Here is a 23565-nt window from a genome sequence, read left to right on the forward strand (position 1 = left end):
GGATAGATGTGGGCTTTAACTATTCTGTTTCTGAGGTTGTGTGCGTGCGCTTCCAAACCTCCTTCCCCTTTTTTTAAGTACCCGTCGTAATCGATCTGCACTCAAGTTTACTTGACGCTCAGATGCCAGTTTTTTTGCTAATTGTTTAGAGTTATAAGTCTCTGACTCTTGAGCTAAACAATTTTCTAAATAAACCAAATCTGATTCCGAATATCGGGGTTTTCCTCCTCGCCCAGGAGCATCCCACAGACCTGCTAAACCCATCTTTTCCCAGCGATGAAGGGTTTGACGTACTGTTGAAATCGCCCAGTTTAAGCCTTTAGCAATCTGCTCATTTTTTAAGCCGCGAGCATTCAGCAGTAAAACTTGAGCGCGATCCTTCGTACGTTGAGGAATATCTTTGGCTTTTCTTAACTCTTCTAAAGTCAGCTTTTCTTGCTCAGTTAGAAAGACTTTTAATCGGCATCCCATAAACAATAACCTTTTACACAGTCAATTTTTGCCATTTTTATGTCTATTCACGCCTCTATACTTAATTTTCTACGTATTTAATAGCACACTAGAAAAGCTGAACTATAAGTATTAAGGATGCCTGCGTTTAGAAGGCTGCTACGCGAGAAGTATTGGCTTGAGAACACTATGAAAGTTTGCAATTTATCATCGACAATGGATTTTTATAAAAAGTTAGGCATATCAGAAATGACACCATTCGCCTGTATAGGCAAATTTATTCGATAGCCAGAAGCTGTAGCTTATAGCTATGACAATAAGAATTTGTTGGCGTTGTCCTGATTAATGTCTAAAGTCGATAATAAAGGACTGTATCATTAAATTTCTTAGATTATTCGTATAGTTACGGAGATTTACCGAAACTTTAAAAATCATTTTTACGCTAGTTCCCATTTGGATGAGCAGAAAAACATATACAAGCCTAGTTCCTTTTTATTCGACTCGTCTCTGGAAATTTGTTTTCATTCTATCCAAAAAAATATCTATTTTCTCAACTTTACATAAAGTTTATATTTGACGTAATAAGATTTTTGGTTGAAACAAAAATATATTCAATACCCATTGGAAAAACAGTGTTAACAGCTTATTTGATACAGATTGAAAACGGAGAGAAAATTTGTCTTCCCTTTCCTACCTTTCCTGCCTTTCCTACCTTTATACTTAGTCAGAAGAGAGTATCTTAAAAAAAAACTAACTTTTTATGATTGATATTTAAATCTATTCTCTTAAGACATTTATTTTGCGATCGCACAACATTCTGCACCACAAAGTCTCTTTGTAAATCCTGGTATGTCCTTAGCATTCATAATTCTGAAAAAGAAAGGTGACTATAACAGTCCTGGATGTGTGATATTTTTTTAATATTTAATTTTTTCAGTTTTTATTGTCAAATAATATGAAGAAGATGATATTTTTGAATTAGGATAAAACCAGAAAAATAGCAAAATTAAATCTTTAGTAAGTTGTTAAGAAGAAATTAATATTTAGGATATTTCTTAAGTCATATTGTTTGCTAATAAACAGCAATAATTGATACAAGTTAAATTTTTCAAAAAATGATATTCATTACAACTTAAAAAAAGAATAATAGGGACAATGGGGGCAGAAGAAAAACCTGTTAATTTGCGCTCGGAGACGAATAATGGTAGCGATGTCTACGACCGGCAAGGCCCACGCAGAGAACGTTCAACATCGGTTAACTATACAAACTGTAGAAATTGCCCCTAATACAACGGCGATTCGCTCTCTTGATTGGGACCGCGATCGCTTCGATATCGAATTTGGACTGCAAAACGGTACAACCTATAATTCATATCTAATTAGGGGTGAACAAACAGTTTTGATTGATACTTCTCACCAGAAGTTTCGTCAGCTGTATTTAGAGACTCTAAAAGGTCTTGTTAACCCCAAAACAATTGATTACATAATTGTCAGCCATACAGAGCCAGACCATAGCGGCTTAGTAGAAGATGTTCTCCAGTTAGCTCCTAGAGCCACCGTTTTAGCCTCAAAAGTTGCGCTTCAGTTTTTAGAAGGGTTAGTTCACGATCCTTTTTCCAAGCGGGTTGTGAAAACTGGCGATCGCATAGATATCGGCAAAGGACATGAAATCGAATTCGTGAGTGCGCCTAACCTGCACTGGCCGGATACAATCTTTAGCTTTGACCGCAAAACCCAAACCCTTTACACCTGTGATGCTTTTGGGATGCATTTTTGTGACGATCGCACCTTCGACGAAGATTTAGAAGCGATCGAAGCTGACTTTAGATTTTACTACGACTGCTTGATGGGCCCTAACGCTCGTTCTTTGGTGAATGCTATGAAGCGGATGAGCGAATTAGGGAAGATTAATATAATCGCCAACGGTCACGGGCCATTATTACACCACCATCTAGATGTTCTGACCGGGTGCTACGAAAATTGGAGCCAAAAACAAGCCAAAGCAGAAACCACCGTTGGCATGTTTTTTGTCTCAGATTACGGGTATAGTGAGCGCCTTGGTCATGCAATTGCCGAAGGTATACAGAAAACTGGGGTTGGAGTGGAAGTCCTGGATCTAAGTACTGCCCAGAGCCAAGAAATCCAAGAACTAGCCGGGAGAGCAGTTAGTATTATTATTGGTATGCCCCCGACTACAAGCGCCGCCGCCCAAGCTAGTATCAGTTCGCTGCTAGCTGTCGCCAAGAACAAGCAAATGGTTGGGCTGTTTGAATGTTACGGTGGGGATGATGAACCCATTGATACACTCCGCAGAAAATTTCTCGACTCTGGCATCAAAGAAGCTTTCCCAGCTATTCGGATTAAAGACGCTCCCACCGCATCAACATTCCAGTTGTGTGAAGAAGCGGGTAAAGACTTGGGACAATTGCTAGTGCGCGAGCGCAACATCAAGCAAATCAAGTCCCTCGACGTCGACATGGAAAAGGCGCTGGGTCGGATTAGTAGTGGACTATATATAGTCACCACGAAAAAAGGAAATGTGTCAAGTGCAATGCTAGCGTCCTGGGTAACCCAAGCAAGTTTGCAACCCTTAGGATTCACAATTGCCGTTGCTAAAGACCGCGCCATTGATTCCTTAATGCAAGTAGGCGATCGCTTCGTCCTCAACGTTTTGGAAGAAGGCAATTATCAAGAACTGAAAAAGCACTTTCTCAAGCGCTTGCATCCTGGTGCTGACCGATTTGCTGGAGTGAAAACTCAAACCGCGAAAAACGGTTCTCCGATTCTAACTGATGCTCTGGCATATATGGAATGTGAAATACAGACCAGCATGGAATGCAGCGACCACTGGATTTTATACTGCACCGTCCAAGAAGGTCGTGTCTCCAAAAATGATGGATTGACAGCCGTTCGCCATCGGAAAGTAGGTAATTACTACTAATGGAGAAGATGAAAGGGATGAGGGGGAGAGTTGGAACTTAAAGTTTCAGCCTCAAAGCTTCAACGTTGAGGTTCAAAGGCTCAAGTTTCAGCCTCAAAGCTTCAACGTTGAGGTTCAAAGGCTCAAGTTTCAACCTCAGAACCTCAAACTCCCCCAACTCCCCCAACTCCCCCAACTTTCCCATCTCCCCCATCCCCACAATTTAGATGAGAGTCCCAAATTCTCTAAGCCGCTTCCTTGAACGCGTTAAAAACTGGGCAACATTTGCCTGGTTTTTCCAGATATTTCCCCAACTTTATCCAACAGCTATGACCAATTCCAAGCCACGCGACGTACAAATTCTACCAATTGCTACAAATACTAAAGCTATCAGAGCACGTAGTTGGTCACGTCTGCGGTTTGAAATTGAATACGCACTTGAAAGAGGTACTACCTCCAATTGCTATTTAATTGAAGCTGATAAAACCGCACTTATTGATCCACCCCCAGAAAGCTTCACCGAAATTTATTTAGAGGCATTGCAGCAGACTTTAGATTTGCGACGTTTGGATTATATAATCCTGGGTCATTTTAATCCCAACCGAGTTGCAACCCTCAAAGCAATATTACAACTGGCACCACAGGTAACCTTTGTCTGTTCTCTTCCGGGTGCGAACAATTTGCGTGCTGCTTTCTTAGACCATGATTTAAAAGTCTTGGTGATGCGGGGGAAAGAAACTCTGGATTTAGGCAAGGGTCATATTTTAAAATTCTTCCCTATTCCCAGTCCGCGTTGGCCGGAAGGACTTTGTACCTACGATCAGCAAACCCAAATTCTCTACACAGATAAGTTATTTGCAACTCATCTCTGTGCCGATGAAGTGTTTGATGATAACTGGGAAGCGCTCAAAGAAGACCAGCGTTACTACTTTAACTGCCTGATGGCTCCCCAAGCTCCTCATGTGGAATCAGCCTTGGAGAAAATATCAGATTTGCAGGTGAGAATGTATGCTGTGGGTCACGGTCCCTTGGTACGCACCGGCTTAATCGAACTCACCAAAGCTTATGGAGAATGGAGTCGTGCTCACAACGATCGCGAGATTTCCGTTGCCCTACTATATGCTTCAGCTTACGGGAATACGGCGACTTTAGCACAAGCGATCGCTCTGGGACTCACCAAAGGTGGAGTCGCAGTAAGATCGATTAACTGCGAATTTGCGACCCCTGATGAAATTCGGACTAACCTAGCACAATCAGACGGTTTTATCATTGGTTCTCCTACCATTGGTGGTCATGCACCAACTCCCATTCATACTGCTTTAGGTATTGTGTTATCAAGCGGTGACAACAGCAAACTCGCTGGGGTATTTGGTTCTTATGGCTGGAGTGGCGAAGCATTTGACCTAATAGAAGGTAAACTCCGGGATGCTGGATATCGCTTTGGCTTTGATACCCTGAAGGTCAAGTTTAAACCTGATGATGTTACTCTCAAGTTCTGTGAAGAACTAGGTACAGACTTTGCCCAAGCACTGAAAAAGGCTAAAAAGGTACGCCTACCACAACAAGCTGCTACTCCAGTGGAACAGGCTGTCGGTCGGATTGTTGGTTCCGTTTGCGTGGTTACAGCGAAACTTGGAGAAGTGTCTACCGCAATGTTAGGCGCTTGGGTTTCTCAAGCCACCTTCAACCCACCCGGACTCACCGTTGCTATTGCCAAAGACCGAGCGATCGAATCTTTGATGTATCCAGGCGGTAAGTTTGCCTTAAATATCTTACCTGAAGGCAATCATCAAGATTACATGAAGCATTTCCGTAAATCTTTCGCGCCTGGGGAAGACCGATTTGCTAACTTTAGTACAGCAGTTGCGGATAACGGCTGTACCGTCCTTACCGACGCTCTAGCATATTTGGAATGCTCAGTCAAGCAACGTCTGGAATGTGGCGATCATTGGGTTGTGTATGCAACTGTGGATGAAGGTAAATTACTTAAGCCTGATGCCGTTACTGCCATCAACCATCGTAAAACTGGCACTCATTATTAATATAGTGAGAAATTTAAGCTAACGAAACCGCTTTAGCTCAAATATAGCCAAGGCGTTTTATAACAAAAATTCTCTTTTTTGTTGTGGGATGGACAAGATGACCATCCCAGTTTTTTGGTCGAGATGCTGAGTACGCCCAAGTAAATTTTAGTTATCTACTAACCCAAGTTGCAATTATAAGGAAGAACATCTACTGTGTTTAATTTAATACTTGTAATTTATTTAAGGTTTGTACTTTTGATTGAGTTTAAGTCCCAGTAGAGCCTAGCATTACGCTAACTTGTCGTGCGCGTAGGCTAGGCTCTACCGCAGACATCGCCTGAATTAGCGGTTAACAAGCACCCAGAATTAAATAACCTGCAACTTTGGTTACTACTTTATTGGCTTAGATAGATTGGCTGACAACAAGTAGATTCATTCATTTGCCATTGATATTACCTAGCTTAAAGCCATGAGTTGTTCTCAACATTCTTCTCTAAACAAAATAGAAAATCAGCCTGCTAGCACCAGACTGTTATCTTTGACAATCTGAGGATATATTGGAGAATGTGAAAAAATGCAAATATTGATTGACTCCACCATCCTTGCTATAGGTAGATTTATTAGCTAGCCAGCTAACACCAGACTGTTATCTTTGACGGTAGTAAAAATATCTTCATAAGTGTGAAAAATTTCAAACACTGAATCTAGTTGCGTAAGTTCTAAAATTAACCGTACAGGAGCTTGCACGTTGCATAAAACCAAGCGGCAACCACTTCGACGTGCAGCTTTTAACCCTTTTACTAAAGGGACTAACCCAGAACTATCCATGAAATTAACTTCTGTCAGGTCGATAACCCAGAGTTGATGAGCTTGGGGCACTACTCCAGCCATTTGTTCACTCAAAGCCTTACCGCCTTCCAAATCTATGCTTCCTTGGGGTTTAAACAAAATCACTTGAAGTTCTTGTGTGAGAGTCATAAATTTAACAGGGTAGTTGGAACACTTGACAAAAAATTGAAAAAATACATCAATACCTCTTCTCTTTTAACAGCAAATTGACTGTCTTAAGATATTTGGGCAATTGCAGTTGTGCAGTTGAGAATGATTATTTCAGTATTTATGTCGTATAATTTGTGATAACTTTTATCAATATAGGCATAAGCGCCTAACAATTTCGGTATCAACCGTATCTTTTACAAGATTTTCATCATTTAACTGGATATTTATAAATTTTTTATAAATATTTTAATTTATTTTTAAAAAATATGAAATTGTGGTAAGAAACTCAAAAAATGGATAGTTAATAATCAAAAATTAATAGTCACCATAGACTAAAAGGTATGATTTCTTTAGAATTAAACTAATGACGCATGGTTCGCCCATTTTTTGTGAAGTTAGAGAAATAGATAATTAACGTAAGAATCAGAGTTTGGGAGAAATGATATTTTTGATCGCAACTTCTCAAAGCATAATTTAATTATCCAGAAGCGATCAGCTATAAGTCATTATCCGATCGCCTACAGCGGGTGCAAAGCACCATCGCAATCTTAAGCAAACGCTGAAACCTTTGTTTTTTCGTTCCACATTTTTCCTAACCCTCTAGAAAATGGGCGAACCGGGAGTAATGACTTAATGACTGAATATAGTGATTTGATTGACACCCCGTGCAGAAACAAGCAAAAATATAGTAAAAGTAAAAATATGTAAAGACGGCGGTATGGGATGTCTTTAGAGCTGATTTCACTAGAAAATATCCAGGAAGTCGCCCACACATACGGGTATTGGGCAATTTTCTTGGGAATTTTGCTAGAAAATTTAGGCATTCCCCTTCCTGGTGAAACCGTGACCTTAGTAGGCGGGTTTCTAGCTGGCAGCGATGAACTAAATTTCTGGCTGGTTCTCAGTGACGCAATTATGGGTGCTGTAATTGGCGGCACTTGTGGCTATTGGATTGGTAGAGTTAGTGGTTGGCCTTTTCTGGTAAAAGTTGGTAGCATACTTCGGATTTCGGAAGTGCGGCTGCTAACTATTAAAGCTCAATTTAGTCAAAATTCTGCTAAAGCGGTATTTTTTGGACGTTTTCTGGCTTTGTTACGAGTTTTTGCTGCACCACTAGCGGGTATAGCCGAAATGCCCTTTGGAAAATTTTTTTTATACAACTTGTTAGGAGCAGTTGCTTGGGCTAGTTTGATGGTGACATTAGCTTTTTTTGCTGGCAAAATTATCTCTTTAGAACAATTGGTTGCTTGGGTGGGTCAATTTGCGATCGCAGCGTTACTGATCCTCGCTGCCTTAATTTTTGTCCCTCTGTGGCTGGAGTCTCGTCAAGTCAAGGAAGTGAGGAGTGAGGAGTGAGGAATAAAGTGAAAAGTTATTTCTTTTAACTTTCACTTGTTGTATTTTGCATTTTTAACTCCTAACTCCTGTACAGACGCGATTAATCGCGTCTCTATTCCTAACTTTTAGTTTGCTGCGACCAAATGCGAGTTGGTAGTCCCCAAACGTAGATAAAGCCTTCAGCAGCTTTGTGGTCAAATTGATCTTCGGCTCCGTAGGTTGCCAAATCGGGAGTATAGAGGGAATTATCGCTGGAACGCCCAACTATCGTAGAGTTGCCCTTGAACAACTTTACTCGCACACTTCCAGAGACTCGCTCTTGTGTCTTTTGAATAAAGGCATCCAGTGCAACTTTGAGTGGACTGTACCACAGACCGTTGTAAACGATTTGGCTGTAAGTTTCTTCAATACCACGTTTGTAATGGGTGACATCTGCCGTTAAAGTCAAGCTTTCTAAATCCCTATGTGCTTGAATTATGACTAACATCGCAGGTGATTCGTAAATTTCCCGTGATTTGATCCCCACCAGACGGTTTTCTATCATATCGATCCGTCCAATGCCGTGATTTCCTACCACCTGATTGAGTTCTTCAATTAGCTCAACTGGTTTTTTGGCTAGGCCGTTGAGAGTTGTGGGAATACCACCGTGGAAACCAATTTCGATGTATTCTGGCTCGTTGGGAGTGTTAGCGATCGCTTTGGTCATCTCATAAATTTCTTCTGGTGGCTCAAATGACGGATCTTCGAGTAAACCAGCTTCAATGCTACGACCGAGCAAATTCTTGTCAATGCTGTAAGGAGAGGATTTTTTGACTGGTGAGGGAATACCAAACTTTTCACCATAGGCAATGGTTTCTTCGCGGCTCATCCCCCATTCTCTGGCTGGTGCGAGGATCTTTAGGTTGGGGTTTAGGGCGGTAACTGAGACATCAAAGCGAACCTGATCGTTACCTTTGCCGGTGCAACCATGAGCGATCGCATCAGCACCATATTTTTCGGCTGTTTCTACTAATACCTTGGCAATCAGGGGACGGGCAAGGGCAGTTCCTAGAGGATAACGATTTTCATAAAGGGCGTTGGCTTGAATCGCCCCAAAGGCGTAATCTTTAACGAAGCTGTCTTTGACATCCGCCACTAGGGATTCACTTGCACCGGATTTGAGAGCTTTTTCTCGAATTGGCTCTAATTCATCTCCCTGACCTAAATCTGCTGCTAGGGTAATCACCTCTTCCACACCCCACTCCTGTTTGAGGTAGGGGATGCAAACTGAGGTATCGACTCCGCCAGAATATGCCAGGACAACCTTTTTGGCGCGACCCATTAATTTCTCCAGTTAGGAAAACAAACAATGAGTCATTATTATATCTAAACTAATGCATGTATATTTTATTGATGCAACAACCAGGCAGATTGTCAGCAAATCCAGATAGTACAATCTGTGTAGGCTAATTTGTGGTTAACTCTAATTGAAGTTTGTAAACAGAGCGATCGCTTGTATATAAATCAATACGCTTGGGTTAAGAATTTCTTCCTTCTCTTTGCGTCCTTTGCGTCCTTCTCTGCGAGACGCTGCACGATGGCGGTTCGTTAAAAAAATTGACTTGAAGAAAGAGTTTTAGCCTTAACCCAAGCGTATTGGTATATAAATATTCTTGATCTGGTTTTGAACATATCAATATTTTCAATGCCAAAGGATTCATCTCAAGATGCAATATATCTAGGACTTACGCATTGACAAAAAGTTGATCATGCGGCAAAGTCCCTACTTTCTATTAAGGCGCTGTACTACATTGTTCTAACTGAGGGTTTCAGTTTCATCAACGACAAATAATCTACCTGCTCGACGAATAGCTTCGGGTTTGTGAATTTGCAAGAACCTTAAGACTCCGATGCCTAGCAATAACCAAATCAAGACGACAACTGGTGCTAAATGAAGCGGTGCTGGTGGAGGGGGATAAAGGTTGCCAACTAGAACACCAATAATCGCGATTATCGACAGCCAAGGTAGCAGAGCATAACGTAACCAACCAAAGCGATTCGTAGAGTTTTGCTCCAACTGAGTGCGGCGTTTTGTTGATAAATATCGAAAACACGCCAAACTAGTCAATCCATAGATCGCTAGGGCAGCCAGCGCTATAACTGTTCCCAGAAAGGCAAACGCCTGAATCGGTGTCCACAGCATTCCCAACCCCAGCCCCACAAACGCAGAACTGCCACTCAACCCGAAAATGGCATTTGTCGGTGTGCGATAGGTGGGATGAATGTGGCCCAACCAACGGGGAAACAGTTCTTCTCGACTGATGGCATAAACAATCCGAGCAGCACCATTGAGAAAGGCAACGGCACAGGCATATCCTGCCATAATTCCAGCAAAATCAATCAATAAGGCGAACCCATTGCCCCAAACGTGACGTGCGATCGTATCGAAGGGAGCAGCATCTTGGGCAAAGGCTGCCATGTTATGGATGCCATATCCCAGCGTTGCCACATATGACATTAGCACATAGAACACGCCAACTAAAACTAGGGTGATCAGCGTCGCTTTCGGAATTGACTGTCGGGGGTTTTGAACTTCTTCACCCAACGTAGTTGCGGATTCAAACCCGACGAAACTGAGGATGGACAAAATGACACCGACAACCAGATTGCTGTGCTGTGGTAGCTCTGTCAGCGTGAAGGGTACTAGCGTCAGTTGTCCGGTTTTGCCAGCTTGGATTAACACGATAAGCGCAAGCAATAGACAAACGCCGAGTTCAAATATCAATAGCGTTAGATCCAATTGCAGCGAGAAACGAATGCCGCGATAACATACTGCCCCCACGATCAAAGCGAACAAGCAATACCATAATTTCCAGTTTAGGTGTACGCCAAACCAGTGCAGCAACAGTTCTTGAAAATTTGCACTCATTACTAGAAAGACAAAGGCAATAGCCGCACCAAAAGAAATTAAACTCAACCAGCCAGCGAGAAAGCCCCAGCGCACTCCTAATCCTTGAGTCACAAAGGTATACAATGAGCCACTCGCGGGGAACTCGGCTGCAAGTATGCTGATTTGATCAGCAACTAGCAGAGCCACCCCAAAACCTATGATGTAGCACAACGGCATCGCTGCACCGACGAGTCCCGCTTGTGGAATGGTATTAAAAAAGATGGCTCCCACCGGAGACACCGCAGCGACAGCCATGACGACCGCATGGCGCAATTGCAGCGTATTGCGTTGCAGCTTTGGGGGTTCCTTTGAAGAATTTGTAGCAGGTGTCATATCCAAGGGTGGTTTATTTGCTGATACTGCTTATCATCCATCAATGGAAAAATTAGCGCAATTTATTGTCTGCAACAGAGGTGGGTACAGTAAGTTACTCTCAGGGTCAGCCTGTACCATAACCTATAACTTTTGGTGGTACAGCGATCGCTGCTGTTATGCAGTTATACCTTAAACCCAAGAAAAAATGAAATGCTGTACTAAGTACAGTTTTCCGTAAAAGCGTAGCGTTTTTAATGGAGGGAATGCATTGGCATTGCAGGGGCACGCATTAACATTGTATCGGGATGCATTGGCATTGCAGGGGGAGGCATTAACAATGCAGCAGATGCATTAACATTGCAGAGGGATGCATTGGCATTGCAAGGTATTGCCTTTCTTTAATTTGCTATGAATTAATGAAATGCTGTAGTGAGTCAGTCTTTAAAATTGTAACAAGCTTTCAACTAAACGGTTTAGCTTGGTGATTTTAAATTCTAAAGCACCTATTTTTGCGATAATTTCAATGTAAAGAAGTTGTCATCTAACTTCTTTACACGCATAGAAAATGCTAAACAAAACTGCCAGTCCGATTTTTCCGCTGGATAGCAATTACAGATGGACGGGGGACACCTGTAGGTTGACCATTGATGTTACTAGGCCAACTACTGCCACGAGGTACAGTGCGAACCTGATTGAATGTTGTACCATTTAAATTCAGTAATTCAATGTCGCGACTCAGAATTGTGCCATCATTAATCGGACAATCTTCACCAGGATGCTGTACTGAAAGAATCAACGTATCTTCCACAAAAGTTGGTCCAGTCATCTCGCAACGCACTGGCCCACAGGCAAACGGCACTACATGTCCCGCATTTGCGCCACTGGTGGGGATAAAGAACAGCCAGTTATTACCAAAAACTCCTGTAAACTTAGAAACATCACCATTAATTTTGTGATCTATGGTGGTTGGAGTACCAGCTGCACCAATGTCAAAACCGTTGTGAGTGTTGGTAGCCATATCTGTCACACCCCAAACATTACCTTGATTGTCGAACACTTGGTTATCGACATTAGCAAAACCAGCACCATCAACCGATCCGGCTTCTCCACCTTGGGCAAATCTTTCCCAACGGAAGCTTAAACCTGTACCATCGGCACTATCTTCAATAATTTTGTATAGTCCGCCTGACTGCTGTGTGGCATTGACATCAGTACTTACCTTAGCAACTTGGAAAATCCGCGAATCTGGATAACCGTCGCTTCCTGGCGCACCATCGGTATAGGAGATGAACACTTCTTTGGTGAAGGGATGCACTTCTAAATCTTCTGGACGGGCTGTAGGTGTTCCTCCGGCCAAGTTTGCTGCTAAGAAAGCATCACTGAGAACAGCGCCTTGGGTGGGGTAGAAGTCAGATAGCTTCTTATTTTTATAATCAGGCAGTGTTTTTGCTTCGTTGGTGCGATCGCATTTAAAGATACCGCCGTCTTCTGTTTGACCTGCAACGCCATTGCGTCTCGGTAGTGGTAAAAATTTCACTTTTTTCTCCAAGACGTTACCTTCTTGAGAAGAAATAACCGATGGTGGAATTGGATTGGTAGCAGTAGTTAAAAGTAACGGTATCCATCTACCTGTTTTGTCTGCGTTGTAACGGGCAACATACAAAGTACCACTTTCCCACAAACTGCTGTTAGCTTTACTAGTTAGTGAGGAAATAGTACCTTTACTGACGAATTTCCAGGTATGTCCGCCACGTCTGTCATCACCCATATAGGCGACTAATTTCTTGCCTGCTTTAGCGCGGATGGCGACATTTTCATGGCGGAAACGACCCAACCAAGTGTGCTTGCGAGGGCGGCAATTCGGATTTACGAGGTCAATTTCGACAATCCAGCCGTATTTTTCGCCAACTAAACCAAAAGTCTTACCTATAGTATCTTTCGTGTAATCTGTCTGAGTTCCATCAGGTTTAACTGTTTCTGTGACACTACTTTGAAAGTTTTCTTCAGCAGATAAAATAGTTCCCCAAGGAGTTGTACCACCAGAACAGTTGTAGGCAGTACCAATGATTTTGTTACCAAGTTTATCGGAACTAAGGTTAAATACTTCAGTTGCAGCTGGGCCTGTACTGATTAAATAGTTTTGGTCACCTTGCTGATGGCTGCGACTTCCCCAAGAAGTAATGTTTTTGTAGCCATCATTCCGTTGGCTATTAATTTTCAATCCAGAAAGACCATGAATGCGGCGATTTTTCGGATCATTGCTGACCACAGCAAAATGCTTCTTGGCGTTACGGCGAGAGACGCGAATGATTGATCCGCCTTGGTTATATAAAAATTCCCCTTCTACTTCAATATTTTTAGTGGAGGGTAAAGCCCACCCAATCACCTGCTGGAATGCATCAGGTGATGCTTTTACATCAGAGGGAGTTCCTGGTGCTAAGACAGAAAAAGGGAAACTAACATATTCGTGATTAACCCACAAATAGCCGACATCGTTGGTTCTACCAATGGGAACAAAACCGGTGTAATCGCAGTTGTAGCCGAAATAATCATCTTTGTTGGGAAACACGCGATCGCCCCAACTTGCAATTACATAACGTTCGTACTCCGGCGGCACTACCAGATCATCAATGACGTTGTAGCTACTTAACTTAACATCCGCAGATGCATTTTCTAGTTTTCCCTGACCGATTCCTGTTGGCAAGAAATTCTTTTGGTATTTATAAATTGGTAGGGGATGAGGTAAGCGCACTGGTGTAAAGCTTAGTAGCTTAGTTTTTGCTTCTGCAATGCTGGTAACACCATCTAAAATTTTGTCTCCCAATACAGCAGCACCAGCACTGCCTGCAAAAAACATTAAAAGTTGTCTCCGGCTCAATGTAGACATCAAACTTCCTCTATTTTTATCAGAAAAATTTAGTACAGACAAACTTTAGTTATTAATAGAAAAAGCCATTAGTATTTACGTGAAATTTTTGACGTTTTGAATATTAGATAACTTGCTATGAAAAATAGATTATTTGCTATCTAAGTTATTTAAATGCATGAAATTTACTAAGTTCATTCTAAAATATAATCAATAAAATTTAACAACAGGTTATATCCTGATTAATTAGAATTTATCAACTGTTATTCTTTACGAAAAAAGAGTCTTGAAAAAAGTAATATGGCTTTAAGCATAAATACTTGTAACTGTCGAAGCAAAATAATCTTTAACAGATATACAAAAATCTATATTTTTAAGATTTTAACATAGTAAATTTATATACCTATTCTTCAGTGCCCAAGAAATCTTGCATTATCGGCAGATTCACCATTTCCGTAACCAGAATTAAGTAAGGAACAGTGTCAGCGTCGCATCTGTCCTATCCTGGAGATGGGTAAATAGTGTTGTGGGTGAGACTGTGTTTTTCAGCGTTGTGATACCGACTTATAATCGCCAACCGATTTTAGAAAAGTGCCTCCGTGCTTTGGAGGTGCAAGAGTTGAGTAAGCCAAGTTCGGTTACTGATTACGAGATTGTCTTGGTGGATGATGGTTCTACTGATGCCACATTGGAGTGGTTGGCAGAACACAAAGAAGAGTTTCCCCATGTGCAATGGTTTCAGCAAGACCATGCTGGCCCAGCGGCAGCTCGGAATTTGGGGGTAGAACAGGCGCTGGGAGATACAATTATCTTTATTGATAGCGATTTAGTGGTGTTGGAAAATTTCCTGCAAGCTCATGCGGATGCACTAATGCAGGGACAGGAGAAATTAAGGAGTGATCGCTTTTTCACTTACGGTGCAGTTATTAATACTTGTAATTTCGATAATCCAACGGCTGAACCTTACAAAGTAACAGATTTTTCAGCAGCTTTTTTTGCTACTGGAAATGTAGCAATCCCTAAACATTGGCTAGAGAAAGCTGGACTTTTTGACACCAGTTTCCAACTCTATGGCTGGGAAGATTTAGAATTAGGTGTGCGGCTGAAAAAACTAGGTTTGACACTAATTAAATGTCCAGGAGCAGTCGGCTATCACTGGCATCCACCATTTAACTTAGAGCAAGTTCCACGATTGATTGACCAAGAAATTCAACGCGGACGTATGGGAGTTTTGTTTTATCAAAAGCATCCTATATGGGAAGTGCGAATGATGATTCAAATGACTTGGTTGCATCGCTTACTTTGGGGTATTCTTTCACTCAATGGCACGCTAAATGAACGGACAATGGCTCCGTTATTGCAATGGCTAATTAACTTAGGTAAACCGCAATTGGCTTTAGAAATTGCTCGAATTTTTCTCAACTGGTACAACGTGAAGGGTGTTTATCAAGCTTATGCCGAAATGCAGCAAGTATCATGATTGAATAGTGAGGAGTGCAGAGCCTAGCTCGGATAGTGCCACTTTGTTTCCAAGCTGATTGCTAGATCAAGCAAGTCCGCTTGTCAATAGGCTTTGAGACGCGCTAACCCTGTCTTACACGCTACCTGCGGTCGTTAACTCTTACCATCGCATCTCAAGAATTATTTCTGATCAACTGCAACAATATTGACTCAAGACTTTGTAATGCAGCGTTTGTGGTGCGCTGATGTTCTTCAAAATTACGTTGATGTTGTTCATGGCTATCACGTAATTCAAGTAACACATCATCCAAAATCGCACTACGACCCAAAACACGGTCAACGTTACTGGTTAGCTCTCTCATTTCTTGGCTTAGTTCATCCAGTTGTGCCTGTGTGTTAGCTTGTCTAATGGTTAAATTGTCTAATTGTTCTTGTGTACTAGTTTGTCTTTCAGCCAACCCCAAGATTATTTGTTCAATACGGTCTATTCGATTAGGGAAATATTCAGGTGTATCAGTCATTTTCCTTGTGTTGAACTCCTACAATTTTACTTTCTCCTTTAATTCAATATCCTCAAACACCGATAAATATTGTTTTTAGGGCGGCGTGATAGTTAAATTATTTTATCGCTAGCACTACAAACCTGATACAAATAACGCGATTTTCTACTGAGATAACCCCACTAAATCACAATTCCCCAAAGCGATCGCTACAGGGAATCAAAGGGTTATGCGGGTTAAGGGATGGTTAAGGCGGGTTAGTCCTCTACTTCAGAATTATTATAATATTATGTCAAAATCGCCCCACCCATTAACCGCTCATACCGATACTTCAATTCTTCTTTCATCAAATACCAACGCTCTAAAGTAACATCCATCTCTATAATTTTTTCCGCTGCTTGCCGCGCTAAAAATAAAACTTCCTCATCGTCAACCAAACTCGCTAAGGTAAAATCTGGCACTCCAGATTGACGAGTTCCCAGTACTTGCCCTGGGCCACGAAAACGCATATCCATTTCGGAGATGAAAAAGCCATCCTGAGATTGTTCCAATACCTTCAACCGTTGTTGAGCATCAGGGCTCCTAGAACTGCTCATCAACAGACAATAAGACTGAGCCGCGCCTCGACCGACACGCCCTCGCAGTTGGTGCAGTTGTGATAAGCCAAATCGCTCTGCATTTTCAATGAGCATTACTGTAGCATTAGGTACGTCTACACCGACCTCAACAACGGTAGTAGAAACTAAAATTTGCGTTTGATTATCGCGGAATTTGGTTATTGCTTCATCCTTTTCGGCTGAACTCATACGACCATGCAGCAGCCCTACTTGAAAGTCGGGAAAAACGCTTTCTTGTAATTTTTGATGCTCGTCAACAGCCGATCGCAAATCCAGTTTTTCTGATTCTTCCACTAACGGCAAAACCACGTAAACTTGTCTACCTTGGGCAATTTCTCGGCGAATGAGGTCGTAAGCATGGTTGCGTTGCTGACCTGACAATACTGTTGTCTGAATTTTTTGCCGTCCTGGTGGTAACTCATCAATTTGGCTCACATCCAAATCCCCGTGTATCGTTAGTGCTAAGGTTCTGGGAATTGGGGTAGCTGTCATAGTTAATACATGGGGTTGCTCACCTTTTTGCTGCAAACGCGCCCGTTGTTCTACCCCAAAACGATGCTGCTCATCAATCACCACTAATCCTAGTTGTTGGAAGTTTACGGGGTCTTGAATCAAGGCATGGGTTCCCACTAATAAAGGTAATTCACCAGTTCCTAGCTGAGAATGTATTTGTCTTCGTTTAGCAGTTTTAGTGGAACCTGTCAGTAATTCCACTGGTAAATGCAGCAGGTTAAACCAGCTAACTAACTTGCGATAATGTTGTTCTGCCAAAACTTCTGTAGGAGCCATCAGCGCCGCTTGGTAGCCAGATTGAATTGCTGCGAGGATAGCCAGCACAGCGACGACCGTTTTACCAGAACCGACATCACCTTGCACCAGACGATTCATTGGTACAGGTTTCTGCAAGTCGTTGAGGATATCGTTGAGAACTCGTTGCTGTGCGCCAGTGAGTTGAAAAGGCAGTATTTCGTGGAATTTCTCCACAAGTTGACCTCGTGGGACGAGGATGGCGCTGGTTTGAATCGCTCTTGCTTGCTGTTGACGTTGCAGTAAACCAAGTTGTAGGTAGAAAAATTCATCAAAGACTAGGCGACGACGGGCAACTTGTAGGGCGGCGCTATCACTGGGAAAATGGATATTAGCGATCGCATCTTTCAATTCCATCAAACCATACTTTTGTCGCAAACCACTTGGCAGAGGGTCTTTCAGGTGAGTTGCAGCGGGCAAAGCAGCAATTACCGCCTGTCGCACTGTATTCGCCATCACGCCCTCAGTCAGTCCATAAATTGGCACCACCCGCCCAATATTCAGCGACTCAATCGTATCTCCCGGATTTGCTAAAACCTCTAGTTCTGGATTATCCAGTGTCAAGCCGTATTTACTTTCTTTCACCAACCCACACGCCGCCAAAATACTACCTACTGGATAACGGCGTTTTAAACTTTCTTGCCAAGCGCGACTGCTAAAGCGCGTACCTGCGTAAAAACGACCAATTTTGATTTGACCGCTGTTATCTTTTACGATCAGTTCTAAAATTGATAATTTCTGATTCTTGGGGCTAGTAAAGCAGTTGCAACGCTTCACTGTAGCCACTATTGTCACCGTCTCACCCGCCTGTAACTCGCGGATATTCACCTGACGCGCATAATCAATATGGTCACGGGGATAGTAGAAAAGCAGGTCGCGGACGGTATGTAAACCAAGCCGTGCCAAATTATCAGCTTTTTTGAAGCCTATTTCTGGTAAATCACGAAGTTTTTGCTCAATTTTCGGGGCAAGCCTCCGACTCACCTCAGCAACAATTGGAGATTTTGGATTTTGGATTTTTTTGCTCTGCTCTTCTGCTCCTCTGCTCCTCTGCTCCCCCTGCTCCCCCTGCTGTAGTTGGGAGAGATACCTCCGAGTTTCTGCTACTAAGTGTTGTCTTTCTTCCAGTCCTAAATGTGGATAACTAGCAAATTGCACTGCTAGTCCTTGCCAACGGCGGCGTTCAGTTTGCGGCAAGCCTGCTGGGAATTTGCCCAAAGTCAGGCTAAGAAATTCACTGAAGCGGTACTGTTTGCCCACCAAGTCTGTAAAGCCATGTTCGGCTTCTATTGCTAAAGCTTTGTGCAATCGTATCCAGTCTGGTTTTTCATTAGTCATTGGTCAGCAGAGTTAGGAGTTAGGAGTGAGGAGTGAAGAGTTAGGAGTCAAAAGTTAAGAGTTAGGAATAAATTACTCACAACTGATAACTCATAATTCATAACTCATAACTTTATTCAAACCAACTAGCACGCCATGCAGCTTCAGCTTCAGCGATTGCTCGTTCTCGATGTTTTTTTTGATACTCTCGTCCTAGCTTGTTTAGCTGAACTAAGATACTGCGGATTTGCCTGCGCTCAGACGAGAGTGTTACATCAGCAAATTCAATTTCTCCTAACCGCAGGTTAATAGCCATAATTTGCGTCAGTCCAGAATCTTCTGACTGCTGCTCATTTTCAATTTCAATTACCAAGTTTAATAAGTTGGGTGGCCCTGGCATTACCTCGGCAGATGCTTCTGATGCTGCCGCTGCTGCTGCTGCTAAAATTGGTTCTGGTAATTTCTTGGGTAATATCTCAGTTTTTTGTAATAAAAGATTAGCATCATGCGAAAGTTTTTTCAGTATCTCTTGCGTGACCTCTTCTAAGTTCTGTTGCCATTTTACCAGTTCTATAGGACTAGAACTGTCAAGGATAAGAGGCTCAGAGGTAGGTGTGCCCAGTATCAGAGGAGATGAGGAGGATGTTACTTCCTCATCTCCCCCATCTTGCCCTTCTCCTTCATCTGTTCTTTTTGTTTCATTTCCCCCTGCTTCCTCACTTTTTATACAAGTGAGCAATTGCTCAGATGCCAGTAGACCCAACTTGCGGATGGCTTGTTGTAATTGTTGGCGCTGATTCAATGATAAATGTAGAAAGTTTTCGGGATACCCCTGAGTACAAAGGTGGTAACTGGCCAGAATCAACTGTTTTCGTACAGCTAGCCCCAAGGTGTTTAGATAACTAGCATAAGCGCTTTGTAGTTCTACTGCGATCGCCCGAATCGCTTCTTTCAGTGCTGCAATATCCCGTTCAATTCGCTCGATTGCTCTTGCCATATCTTTTCGTTCTTGCCCATGTGAACTATTACATAGTACAAATGTACGAATTTATTTGAGGATAACTTTCCAGAGGATTTTAAATTTTAAATTAAATGCGATATTTCGTGTCTCTAATAAGAAAATACAGGTCAGGCTATTTGCTTGACCTGTCCTTTAAGCAGTTAGGACTACTCCTAACTAATATTACTTGCTGCCAATTTGTGCAGCGACTTCCTCAGCAAAGTTACTTTCTTGCTTTTCAATGCCTTCGCCCAATATATAGCGGACAAACCGACTCACTTGAATCTCTTCGCCTAATTGCGCTTTCACTTGCTTCACCAAGTCTTCCACGGAAATACTCTGATCGCGAATGTAAGGCTGATCGAGCAAAGCTAATTCTTTCAGGCGTTTTTCAATCCGTCCCTGAACAATCTTTTCTTTGATGTTATCTGGCTTGTTCGCCAAATCATCTTTGCCCATTTCAATGTCTTTTTCCTTTTGGGCAATTTCGCTAGGGATTTGGTCTACGCTCACATACTCTACATTTGGGCAAGCCGCAACTTGCATTGCAGTGTTTCGTGCCAAACTTTGGAACTCTTGATTAGCTGCCACCCCCTCAGTTTGGGAACCCAGTTCTACCAATACACCAACTCGACCGCCAGTGTGAATGTAGCTGTCTACTACACCTTGGGCGCCTTCTGCTAATACAAAATTGATGAAGCGACGCACTTGGATATTTTCACCGAGCGTAGCAATGGTTTGCTTGATGAATTCTTCTACAGTCACGCTTTCATTATCAATATAAGGTTGAGCCAACAAAGACTCAACACTATCAACAGTCGCTGCTTGCTTTGCTAGGTTCTTAACTAAAGCTTTAAAAGCCTCGTTACGAGCAACAAAGTCGGTTTGGCAGTTGACTTCTATGAGTACACCCACCCGGCCACCAGGCTGAATGTAAGTGTCTACTAGGCCTTCTGCCGCAATGCGATCGCTTTTTTTTCCCGCCGAAGCGATGCCCTTTTTCCGTAGCCAGTCTACAGCTTCTTCTATGTTACCATCAGTCTCTTTCAGGGCCTTTTTGCAGTCCATCATGCCAGCACCAGTTTTTTGGCGTAGCTCTTGGACGAGTTTTGCAGATATTTCCGCCATGTTGCCTCAATTCCTAACTTGACCTCGAGTTGTAATCGCTCACGGGTGTTGAGTATTTCTATCTTACTCAGGGCTGGGGGAGAAAAAATAATCAAGTACAAAAGTATGAGACATAAGTTTTTTCGCCTCCACCTTTGCCTACGATTTGTCGCAGGCTAGGGCGGCTTACTGCTACTCTGCCAGCCACCGCCCTCCGTCGGACACTTACTTCACCCCGGCTTTACTTATTCCTCTTCTTCCTCATCAGGAATTAAGGCATCAGTGTACTCGCCCTCTTCGTAGTCTTCGTCATACTCACTGCCATCGTAATCTTCGTAATCCTCTTCAACATCCAGCTGACCGTGACGACCTTCATAAATGGCATCCGCCAATTTTCCGACTATCAGCTTAATTGACCTGATAGCATCGTCGTTTGCTGGGATGGGGATATCTACTACATCTGGGTCACAGTTTGTATCTAGCATAGACACAATAGGAATATTCAGCTTTTGGCATTCTTGAACTGCGTTATATTCCCGGCGTTGGTCTACAATGACCACGATATCGGGCACTTTCCGCATTGTTTTAATGCCGCCCAAGTATTTCTGAAGCTTCGTCATTTCCCGACGCAGCATTGATGCTTCTTTTTTCGGTAATAAATCTAGTGCGCCAGTTTCCTCACGGCGTTCTAAATCTTTCAGACGGTCTACCCGTGTTTTGATGGTTGCCCAGTTGGTCAACATTCCGCCCAACCAGCGTTGGTTAATATAGTGGGAACCACAACGGCTGGCTTCTTGGGCAATAATTCCAGCTGCTTGCCGCTTGGTGCCGACAAAAAGAAATTTCTTCCCTTGTTCTGCGTGCGATCGCATATAGTTGTAAGCATTATCCATCAACTGGGCAGTTTGCACCAAGTCAATGATGTGTACACCATTGCGGGAAGTGTAAATGTAAGGAGACATTTTTGGGTTCCAACGCCGGGTTTGATGCCCAAAGTGAACCCCTGACTCCATCATTTGAGCCAATGAAACGACTGGCATATATTTTCTAACTCCGATTCGGGTTAAACCTCCATCCAAGCGTATTTCCCAACTGAGAAACACCCGAATTCTTAGATGTGCGAGATTAGTTAACCATACTAGGTTAGCATATTCCGAAGAGTTATAGCGGTTTTTAGTGGTGTGAGCGGGTTCCCTGGCATTGAGCTGAGATATAACCAAAAACCTGCAAAATGTCCACCAAGCCACGCCACTAATGAGAGCAATTATTCTGAGCTATAGCAACTTCTGGAATTACACCCTGCGTGTTACTGAATAGTATCGGGATCTATATTGAGCGATCGCAACCTTGCCTTTAACTGTTCTATCTGCAATTCTGCCTGTTCTGCTCGTTGGCGTTCTTGTTCTGCTCTTTGGCGTTCTTGTTCTGCCAGTGCTTCTGCTTGTTGTCTTGCTAAAACTTCCTGCTGTAAAACCTGTAGCAGTTCATCAGGGATGAGTAATTTTTCCCCTGTATCCTCTCGATAAAACCCAATTAACCTTCCCTCAATCACCAAGCGTAGTTGTAGCAGTTCACTGCGTCCATCCTGTATGGGTTCGTAGATTTCTCCCCGCAGGCGATAGCCACGTAACTGTTGTTCCACCCACTCGCCTTTAGGGTCAAATAGCCAGTATTCCTTGACACCTAGCTGCTCATAGAGAGTCTTTTTGAAGATTTCATCTTGTCCCTTAGTACCAAAGGATGTCATTTCAAAAATAACTATGGGTACTTGACCCTCTTCCCAGATTTTATAGTTGTCCCGACCACCAGGTGCAACATCAAAAATCACCATCACATCTGGGGCTACGCGCAACTTGGGAAAGCCCTGTGCATAATAAAGAAATTGATTTCCCAATACTGTTGCCTGACGATTTGCCAAATACTGTTTCAGAACTTCCAAAGTAGTTAGTAAGGCATAAAGGTGGTCATAGGTTTCTGCCACTGGTTGACCATCAGCACTGGGATAGAAGATTTCTGATTCGATACCAACTCTTAGAGTAGCCGTCATGGTTGTAAAATCAGTGCTACGAGATTATTGTAGAACAACTCTATTTCTCCCTAACTTGAGATGTGCAAGCTTTTCAAAATATAACTAGATAACTCACAAAATCCTTCCCCTTCGGCAGCAGTAGTAATGTAAGCAGGGTGATATTTCAACTGATTCACATATTCCAGCACGTTTGTCACGCCTACAGAAACAGGAAAATAACGCCGATCAAATAAACTTTCATCATTAGGACTATCGCCCACAGTAACAATTTGTTCTGGTGAATAATCAGGCAAATATTCGCGCAATACTTGTAACAATCCCACAGCTTTATCTTGTCCTTGAGGTTTAATGTGACACTGCACATTGCTATAGGTAAATCCCCAACCCATTTGTTCACAGAGATTGTCTAGGGTTTGTAGTTCGTCTTGACGCAAACCAGCTACATCAAAAGTCCAGTCGGTGACGCGAAAGCGATTATCAACAGATTCTTGGATTTGGGGAAATTTAGTTTGTAAATTCTCAAAAGTTGTAGCCAAGTGCTGGCGATGTTTAGCTAAATCGGGAATGGGTGTTAAGACTACTGGTTTCTGGTTCCCAGGCGGAAAGTACAAACCACCATTTTCTGCCATAGCACCTGCCACTGGCATCAAGCTATTCAATCCATTCACCCACCCAGCAGAACGTCCTGTGACAATCAGCACCTTAATGTCAGCTGCTGCTAAATCCTCTAAAGCTTGCAGTAGTGCGGAAGTAAATTTTCCTCGTCTAGTCAGGGTGCCATCCATATCTGTGGCTATCAGACGAATATTGCTCAGGCAAGTAGATGAAACCTCAGACAGGGTAAGGAGGCTCAAATGTCTGGACATATGCGGTTTGTAAAAAGCTG

16 protein-coding genes are annotated in these 23565 nt (G+C 42.7%); 4 read left to right on the forward strand and 12 right to left on the reverse strand.

Annotation, left to right across the window (positions count from 1 at the left end):
* Positions 1 to 15: 15 nt before the first annotated feature.
* Positions 16 to 471, reverse strand: a complete 456-nt coding sequence (locus V7L29_RS20145; RefSeq protein ID WP_334691206.1) for a helix-turn-helix domain-containing protein — start codon at positions 469 to 471, stop codon at positions 16 to 18.
* Between the two features lie 1180 nt (positions 472 to 1651).
* Between V7L29_RS20145 and V7L29_RS20150 the strand changes: the two genes are divergently transcribed.
* Complete coding sequence (locus tag V7L29_RS20150) at positions 1652 to 3391, forward strand: diflavin flavoprotein (protein WP_334691207.1); 1740 nt, start codon at positions 1652 to 1654, stop codon at positions 3389 to 3391.
* A gap of 308 nt (positions 3392 to 3699) precedes the next feature.
* Positions 3700 to 5412 carry a diflavin flavoprotein gene (locus V7L29_RS20155; protein WP_334691229.1) on the forward strand — a complete coding sequence of 571 codons (1713 nt, stop codon included), beginning with the start codon at positions 3700 to 3702 and terminating at the stop codon, positions 5410 to 5412.
* Between the two features lie 606 nt (positions 5413 to 6018).
* On the opposite strand, the gene V7L29_RS20160 is transcribed toward V7L29_RS20155, so the two are convergent.
* Positions 6019 to 6372: an STAS domain-containing protein gene (locus V7L29_RS20160; protein ID WP_334691209.1), complete on the reverse strand. Its 354-nt coding sequence runs from the start codon at positions 6370 to 6372 to the stop codon at positions 6019 to 6021.
* Between the two features lie 744 nt (positions 6373 to 7116).
* Here V7L29_RS20160 and V7L29_RS20165 point away from each other — a divergent pair.
* Positions 7117 to 7749 carry a DedA family protein gene (locus tag V7L29_RS20165; RefSeq protein WP_334691210.1) on the forward strand — a complete coding sequence of 211 codons (633 nt, stop codon included), beginning with the start codon at positions 7117 to 7119 and terminating at the stop codon, positions 7747 to 7749.
* 100 nt (positions 7750 to 7849) lie between these two features.
* Here the strand turns inward: V7L29_RS20165 and V7L29_RS20170 are convergent, their stop codons facing one another.
* From V7L29_RS20170 to V7L29_RS20180, 3 genes are all read right to left on the reverse strand, one after another.
* Positions 7850 to 9052, reverse strand: a complete 1203-nt coding sequence (locus tag V7L29_RS20170; RefSeq protein WP_334736607.1) for an argininosuccinate synthase — start codon at positions 9050 to 9052, stop codon at positions 7850 to 7852.
* 474 nt (positions 9053 to 9526) lie between these two features.
* A complete protein-coding gene (locus V7L29_RS20175) occupies positions 9527 to 10993 on the reverse strand; it encodes an APC family permease (RefSeq protein WP_334691212.1) in 1467 nt (488 codons plus the stop codon).
* A gap of 550 nt (positions 10994 to 11543) precedes the next feature.
* On the reverse strand, positions 11544 to 13862 hold the full coding sequence (locus tag V7L29_RS20180; RefSeq protein ID WP_334736608.1) for a PhoX family protein: 2319 nt from the start codon (positions 13860 to 13862) through the stop codon (positions 11544 to 11546).
* 517 nt (positions 13863 to 14379) lie between these two features.
* Between V7L29_RS20180 and V7L29_RS20185 the strand changes: the two genes are divergently transcribed.
* A complete protein-coding gene (locus V7L29_RS20185; RefSeq protein ID WP_334736640.1) occupies positions 14380 to 15321 on the forward strand; it encodes a glycosyltransferase family 2 protein in 942 nt (313 codons plus the stop codon).
* Positions 15322 to 15475: 154 nt separating this feature from the next.
* On the opposite strand, the gene V7L29_RS20190 is transcribed toward V7L29_RS20185, so the two are convergent.
* The 7 genes from V7L29_RS20190 to V7L29_RS20220 form a co-directional block, all read right to left on the reverse strand.
* Positions 15476 to 15823, reverse strand: coding sequence for a hypothetical protein (locus V7L29_RS20190; RefSeq protein WP_323202785.1), 348 nt, complete (start codon positions 15821 to 15823; stop codon positions 15476 to 15478).
* A 266-nt stretch (positions 15824 to 16089) separates the two neighbouring features.
* Positions 16090 to 18564, reverse strand: a complete 2475-nt coding sequence (recG, locus tag V7L29_RS20195; protein ID WP_334736609.1) for an ATP-dependent DNA helicase RecG — start codon at positions 18562 to 18564, stop codon at positions 16090 to 16092.
* Positions 18565 to 18676: 112 nt separating this feature from the next.
* Positions 18677 to 19540, reverse strand: coding sequence for a hypothetical protein (locus V7L29_RS20200; protein WP_334691216.1), 864 nt, complete (start codon positions 19538 to 19540; stop codon positions 18677 to 18679).
* A gap of 186 nt (positions 19541 to 19726) precedes the next feature.
* Complete coding sequence (gene tsf / locus V7L29_RS20205) at positions 19727 to 20671, reverse strand: translation elongation factor Ts (protein WP_334691217.1); 945 nt, start codon at positions 20669 to 20671, stop codon at positions 19727 to 19729.
* A gap of 224 nt (positions 20672 to 20895) precedes the next feature.
* On the reverse strand, positions 20896 to 21690 hold the full coding sequence (rpsB, locus tag V7L29_RS20210) for a 30S ribosomal protein S2 (protein ID WP_334691230.1): 795 nt from the start codon (positions 21688 to 21690) through the stop codon (positions 20896 to 20898).
* Positions 21691 to 21956: 266 nt separating this feature from the next.
* Positions 21957 to 22697, reverse strand: coding sequence for a Uma2 family endonuclease (locus tag V7L29_RS20215; protein WP_334736610.1), 741 nt, complete (start codon positions 22695 to 22697; stop codon positions 21957 to 21959).
* 50 nt (positions 22698 to 22747) lie between these two features.
* Complete coding sequence (locus V7L29_RS20220) at positions 22748 to 23545, reverse strand: HAD family hydrolase (protein WP_334736611.1); 798 nt, start codon at positions 23543 to 23545, stop codon at positions 22748 to 22750.
* Between the last annotated feature and the right edge of the window lie 20 nt (positions 23546 to 23565).

Origin of the sequence: Nostoc sp., assembly GCF_036916575.1 — a bacterium.
Taxonomy (GTDB): domain Bacteria; phylum Cyanobacteriota; class Cyanobacteriia; order Cyanobacteriales; family Nostocaceae; genus Nostoc.

What these genes read in the sequence shown, in the direction of transcription:
- V7L29_RS20145 (WP_334691206.1), bottom strand. Translation starts at nt 471, where the DNA reads ATGGGATGCCGATTAAAAGTCTTTCTAACTGAGCAAGAAAAGCTGACT.
- V7L29_RS20150 (WP_334691207.1), top strand. Translation starts at nt 1,652, where the DNA reads ATGGTAGCGATGTCTACGACCGGCAAGGCCCACGCAGAGAACGTTCAA.
- V7L29_RS20155 (WP_334691229.1), top strand. Translation starts at nt 3,700, where the DNA reads ATGACCAATTCCAAGCCACGCGACGTACAAATTCTACCAATTGCTACA.
- V7L29_RS20160 (WP_334691209.1), bottom strand. Translation starts at nt 6,372, where the DNA reads ATGACTCTCACACAAGAACTTCAAGTGATTTTGTTTAAACCCCAAGGA.
- V7L29_RS20165 (WP_334691210.1), top strand. Translation starts at nt 7,117, where the DNA reads ATGTCTTTAGAGCTGATTTCACTAGAAAATATCCAGGAAGTCGCCCAC.
- V7L29_RS20170 (WP_334736607.1), bottom strand. Translation starts at nt 9,052, where the DNA reads ATGGGTCGCGCCAAAAAGGTTGTCCTGGCATATTCTGGCGGAGTCGAT.
- V7L29_RS20175 (WP_334691212.1), bottom strand. Translation starts at nt 10,993, where the DNA reads ATGACACCTGCTACAAATTCTTCAAAGGAACCCCCAAAGCTGCAACGC.
- V7L29_RS20180 (WP_334736608.1), bottom strand. Translation starts at nt 13,862, where the DNA reads ATGTCTACATTGAGCCGGAGACAACTTTTAATGTTTTTTGCAGGCAGT.
- V7L29_RS20190 (WP_323202785.1), bottom strand. Translation starts at nt 15,823, where the DNA reads ATGACTGATACACCTGAATATTTCCCTAATCGAATAGACCGTATTGAA.
- recG (WP_334736609.1), bottom strand. Translation starts at nt 18,564, where the DNA reads ATGACTAATGAAAAACCAGACTGGATACGATTGCACAAAGCTTTAGCA.
- V7L29_RS20200 (WP_334691216.1), bottom strand. Translation starts at nt 19,540, where the DNA reads ATGGCAAGAGCAATCGAGCGAATTGAACGGGATATTGCAGCACTGAAA.
- tsf (WP_334691217.1), bottom strand. Translation starts at nt 20,671, where the DNA reads ATGGCGGAAATATCTGCAAAACTCGTCCAAGAGCTACGCCAAAAAACT.
- rpsB (WP_334691230.1), bottom strand. Translation starts at nt 21,690, where the DNA reads ATGCCAGTCGTTTCATTGGCTCAAATGATGGAGTCAGGGGTTCACTTT.
- V7L29_RS20215 (WP_334736610.1), bottom strand. Translation starts at nt 22,697, where the DNA reads ATGACGGCTACTCTAAGAGTTGGTATCGAATCAGAAATCTTCTATCCC.
- V7L29_RS20220 (WP_334736611.1), bottom strand. Translation starts at nt 23,545, where the DNA reads ATGTCCAGACATTTGAGCCTCCTTACCCTGTCTGAGGTTTCATCTACT.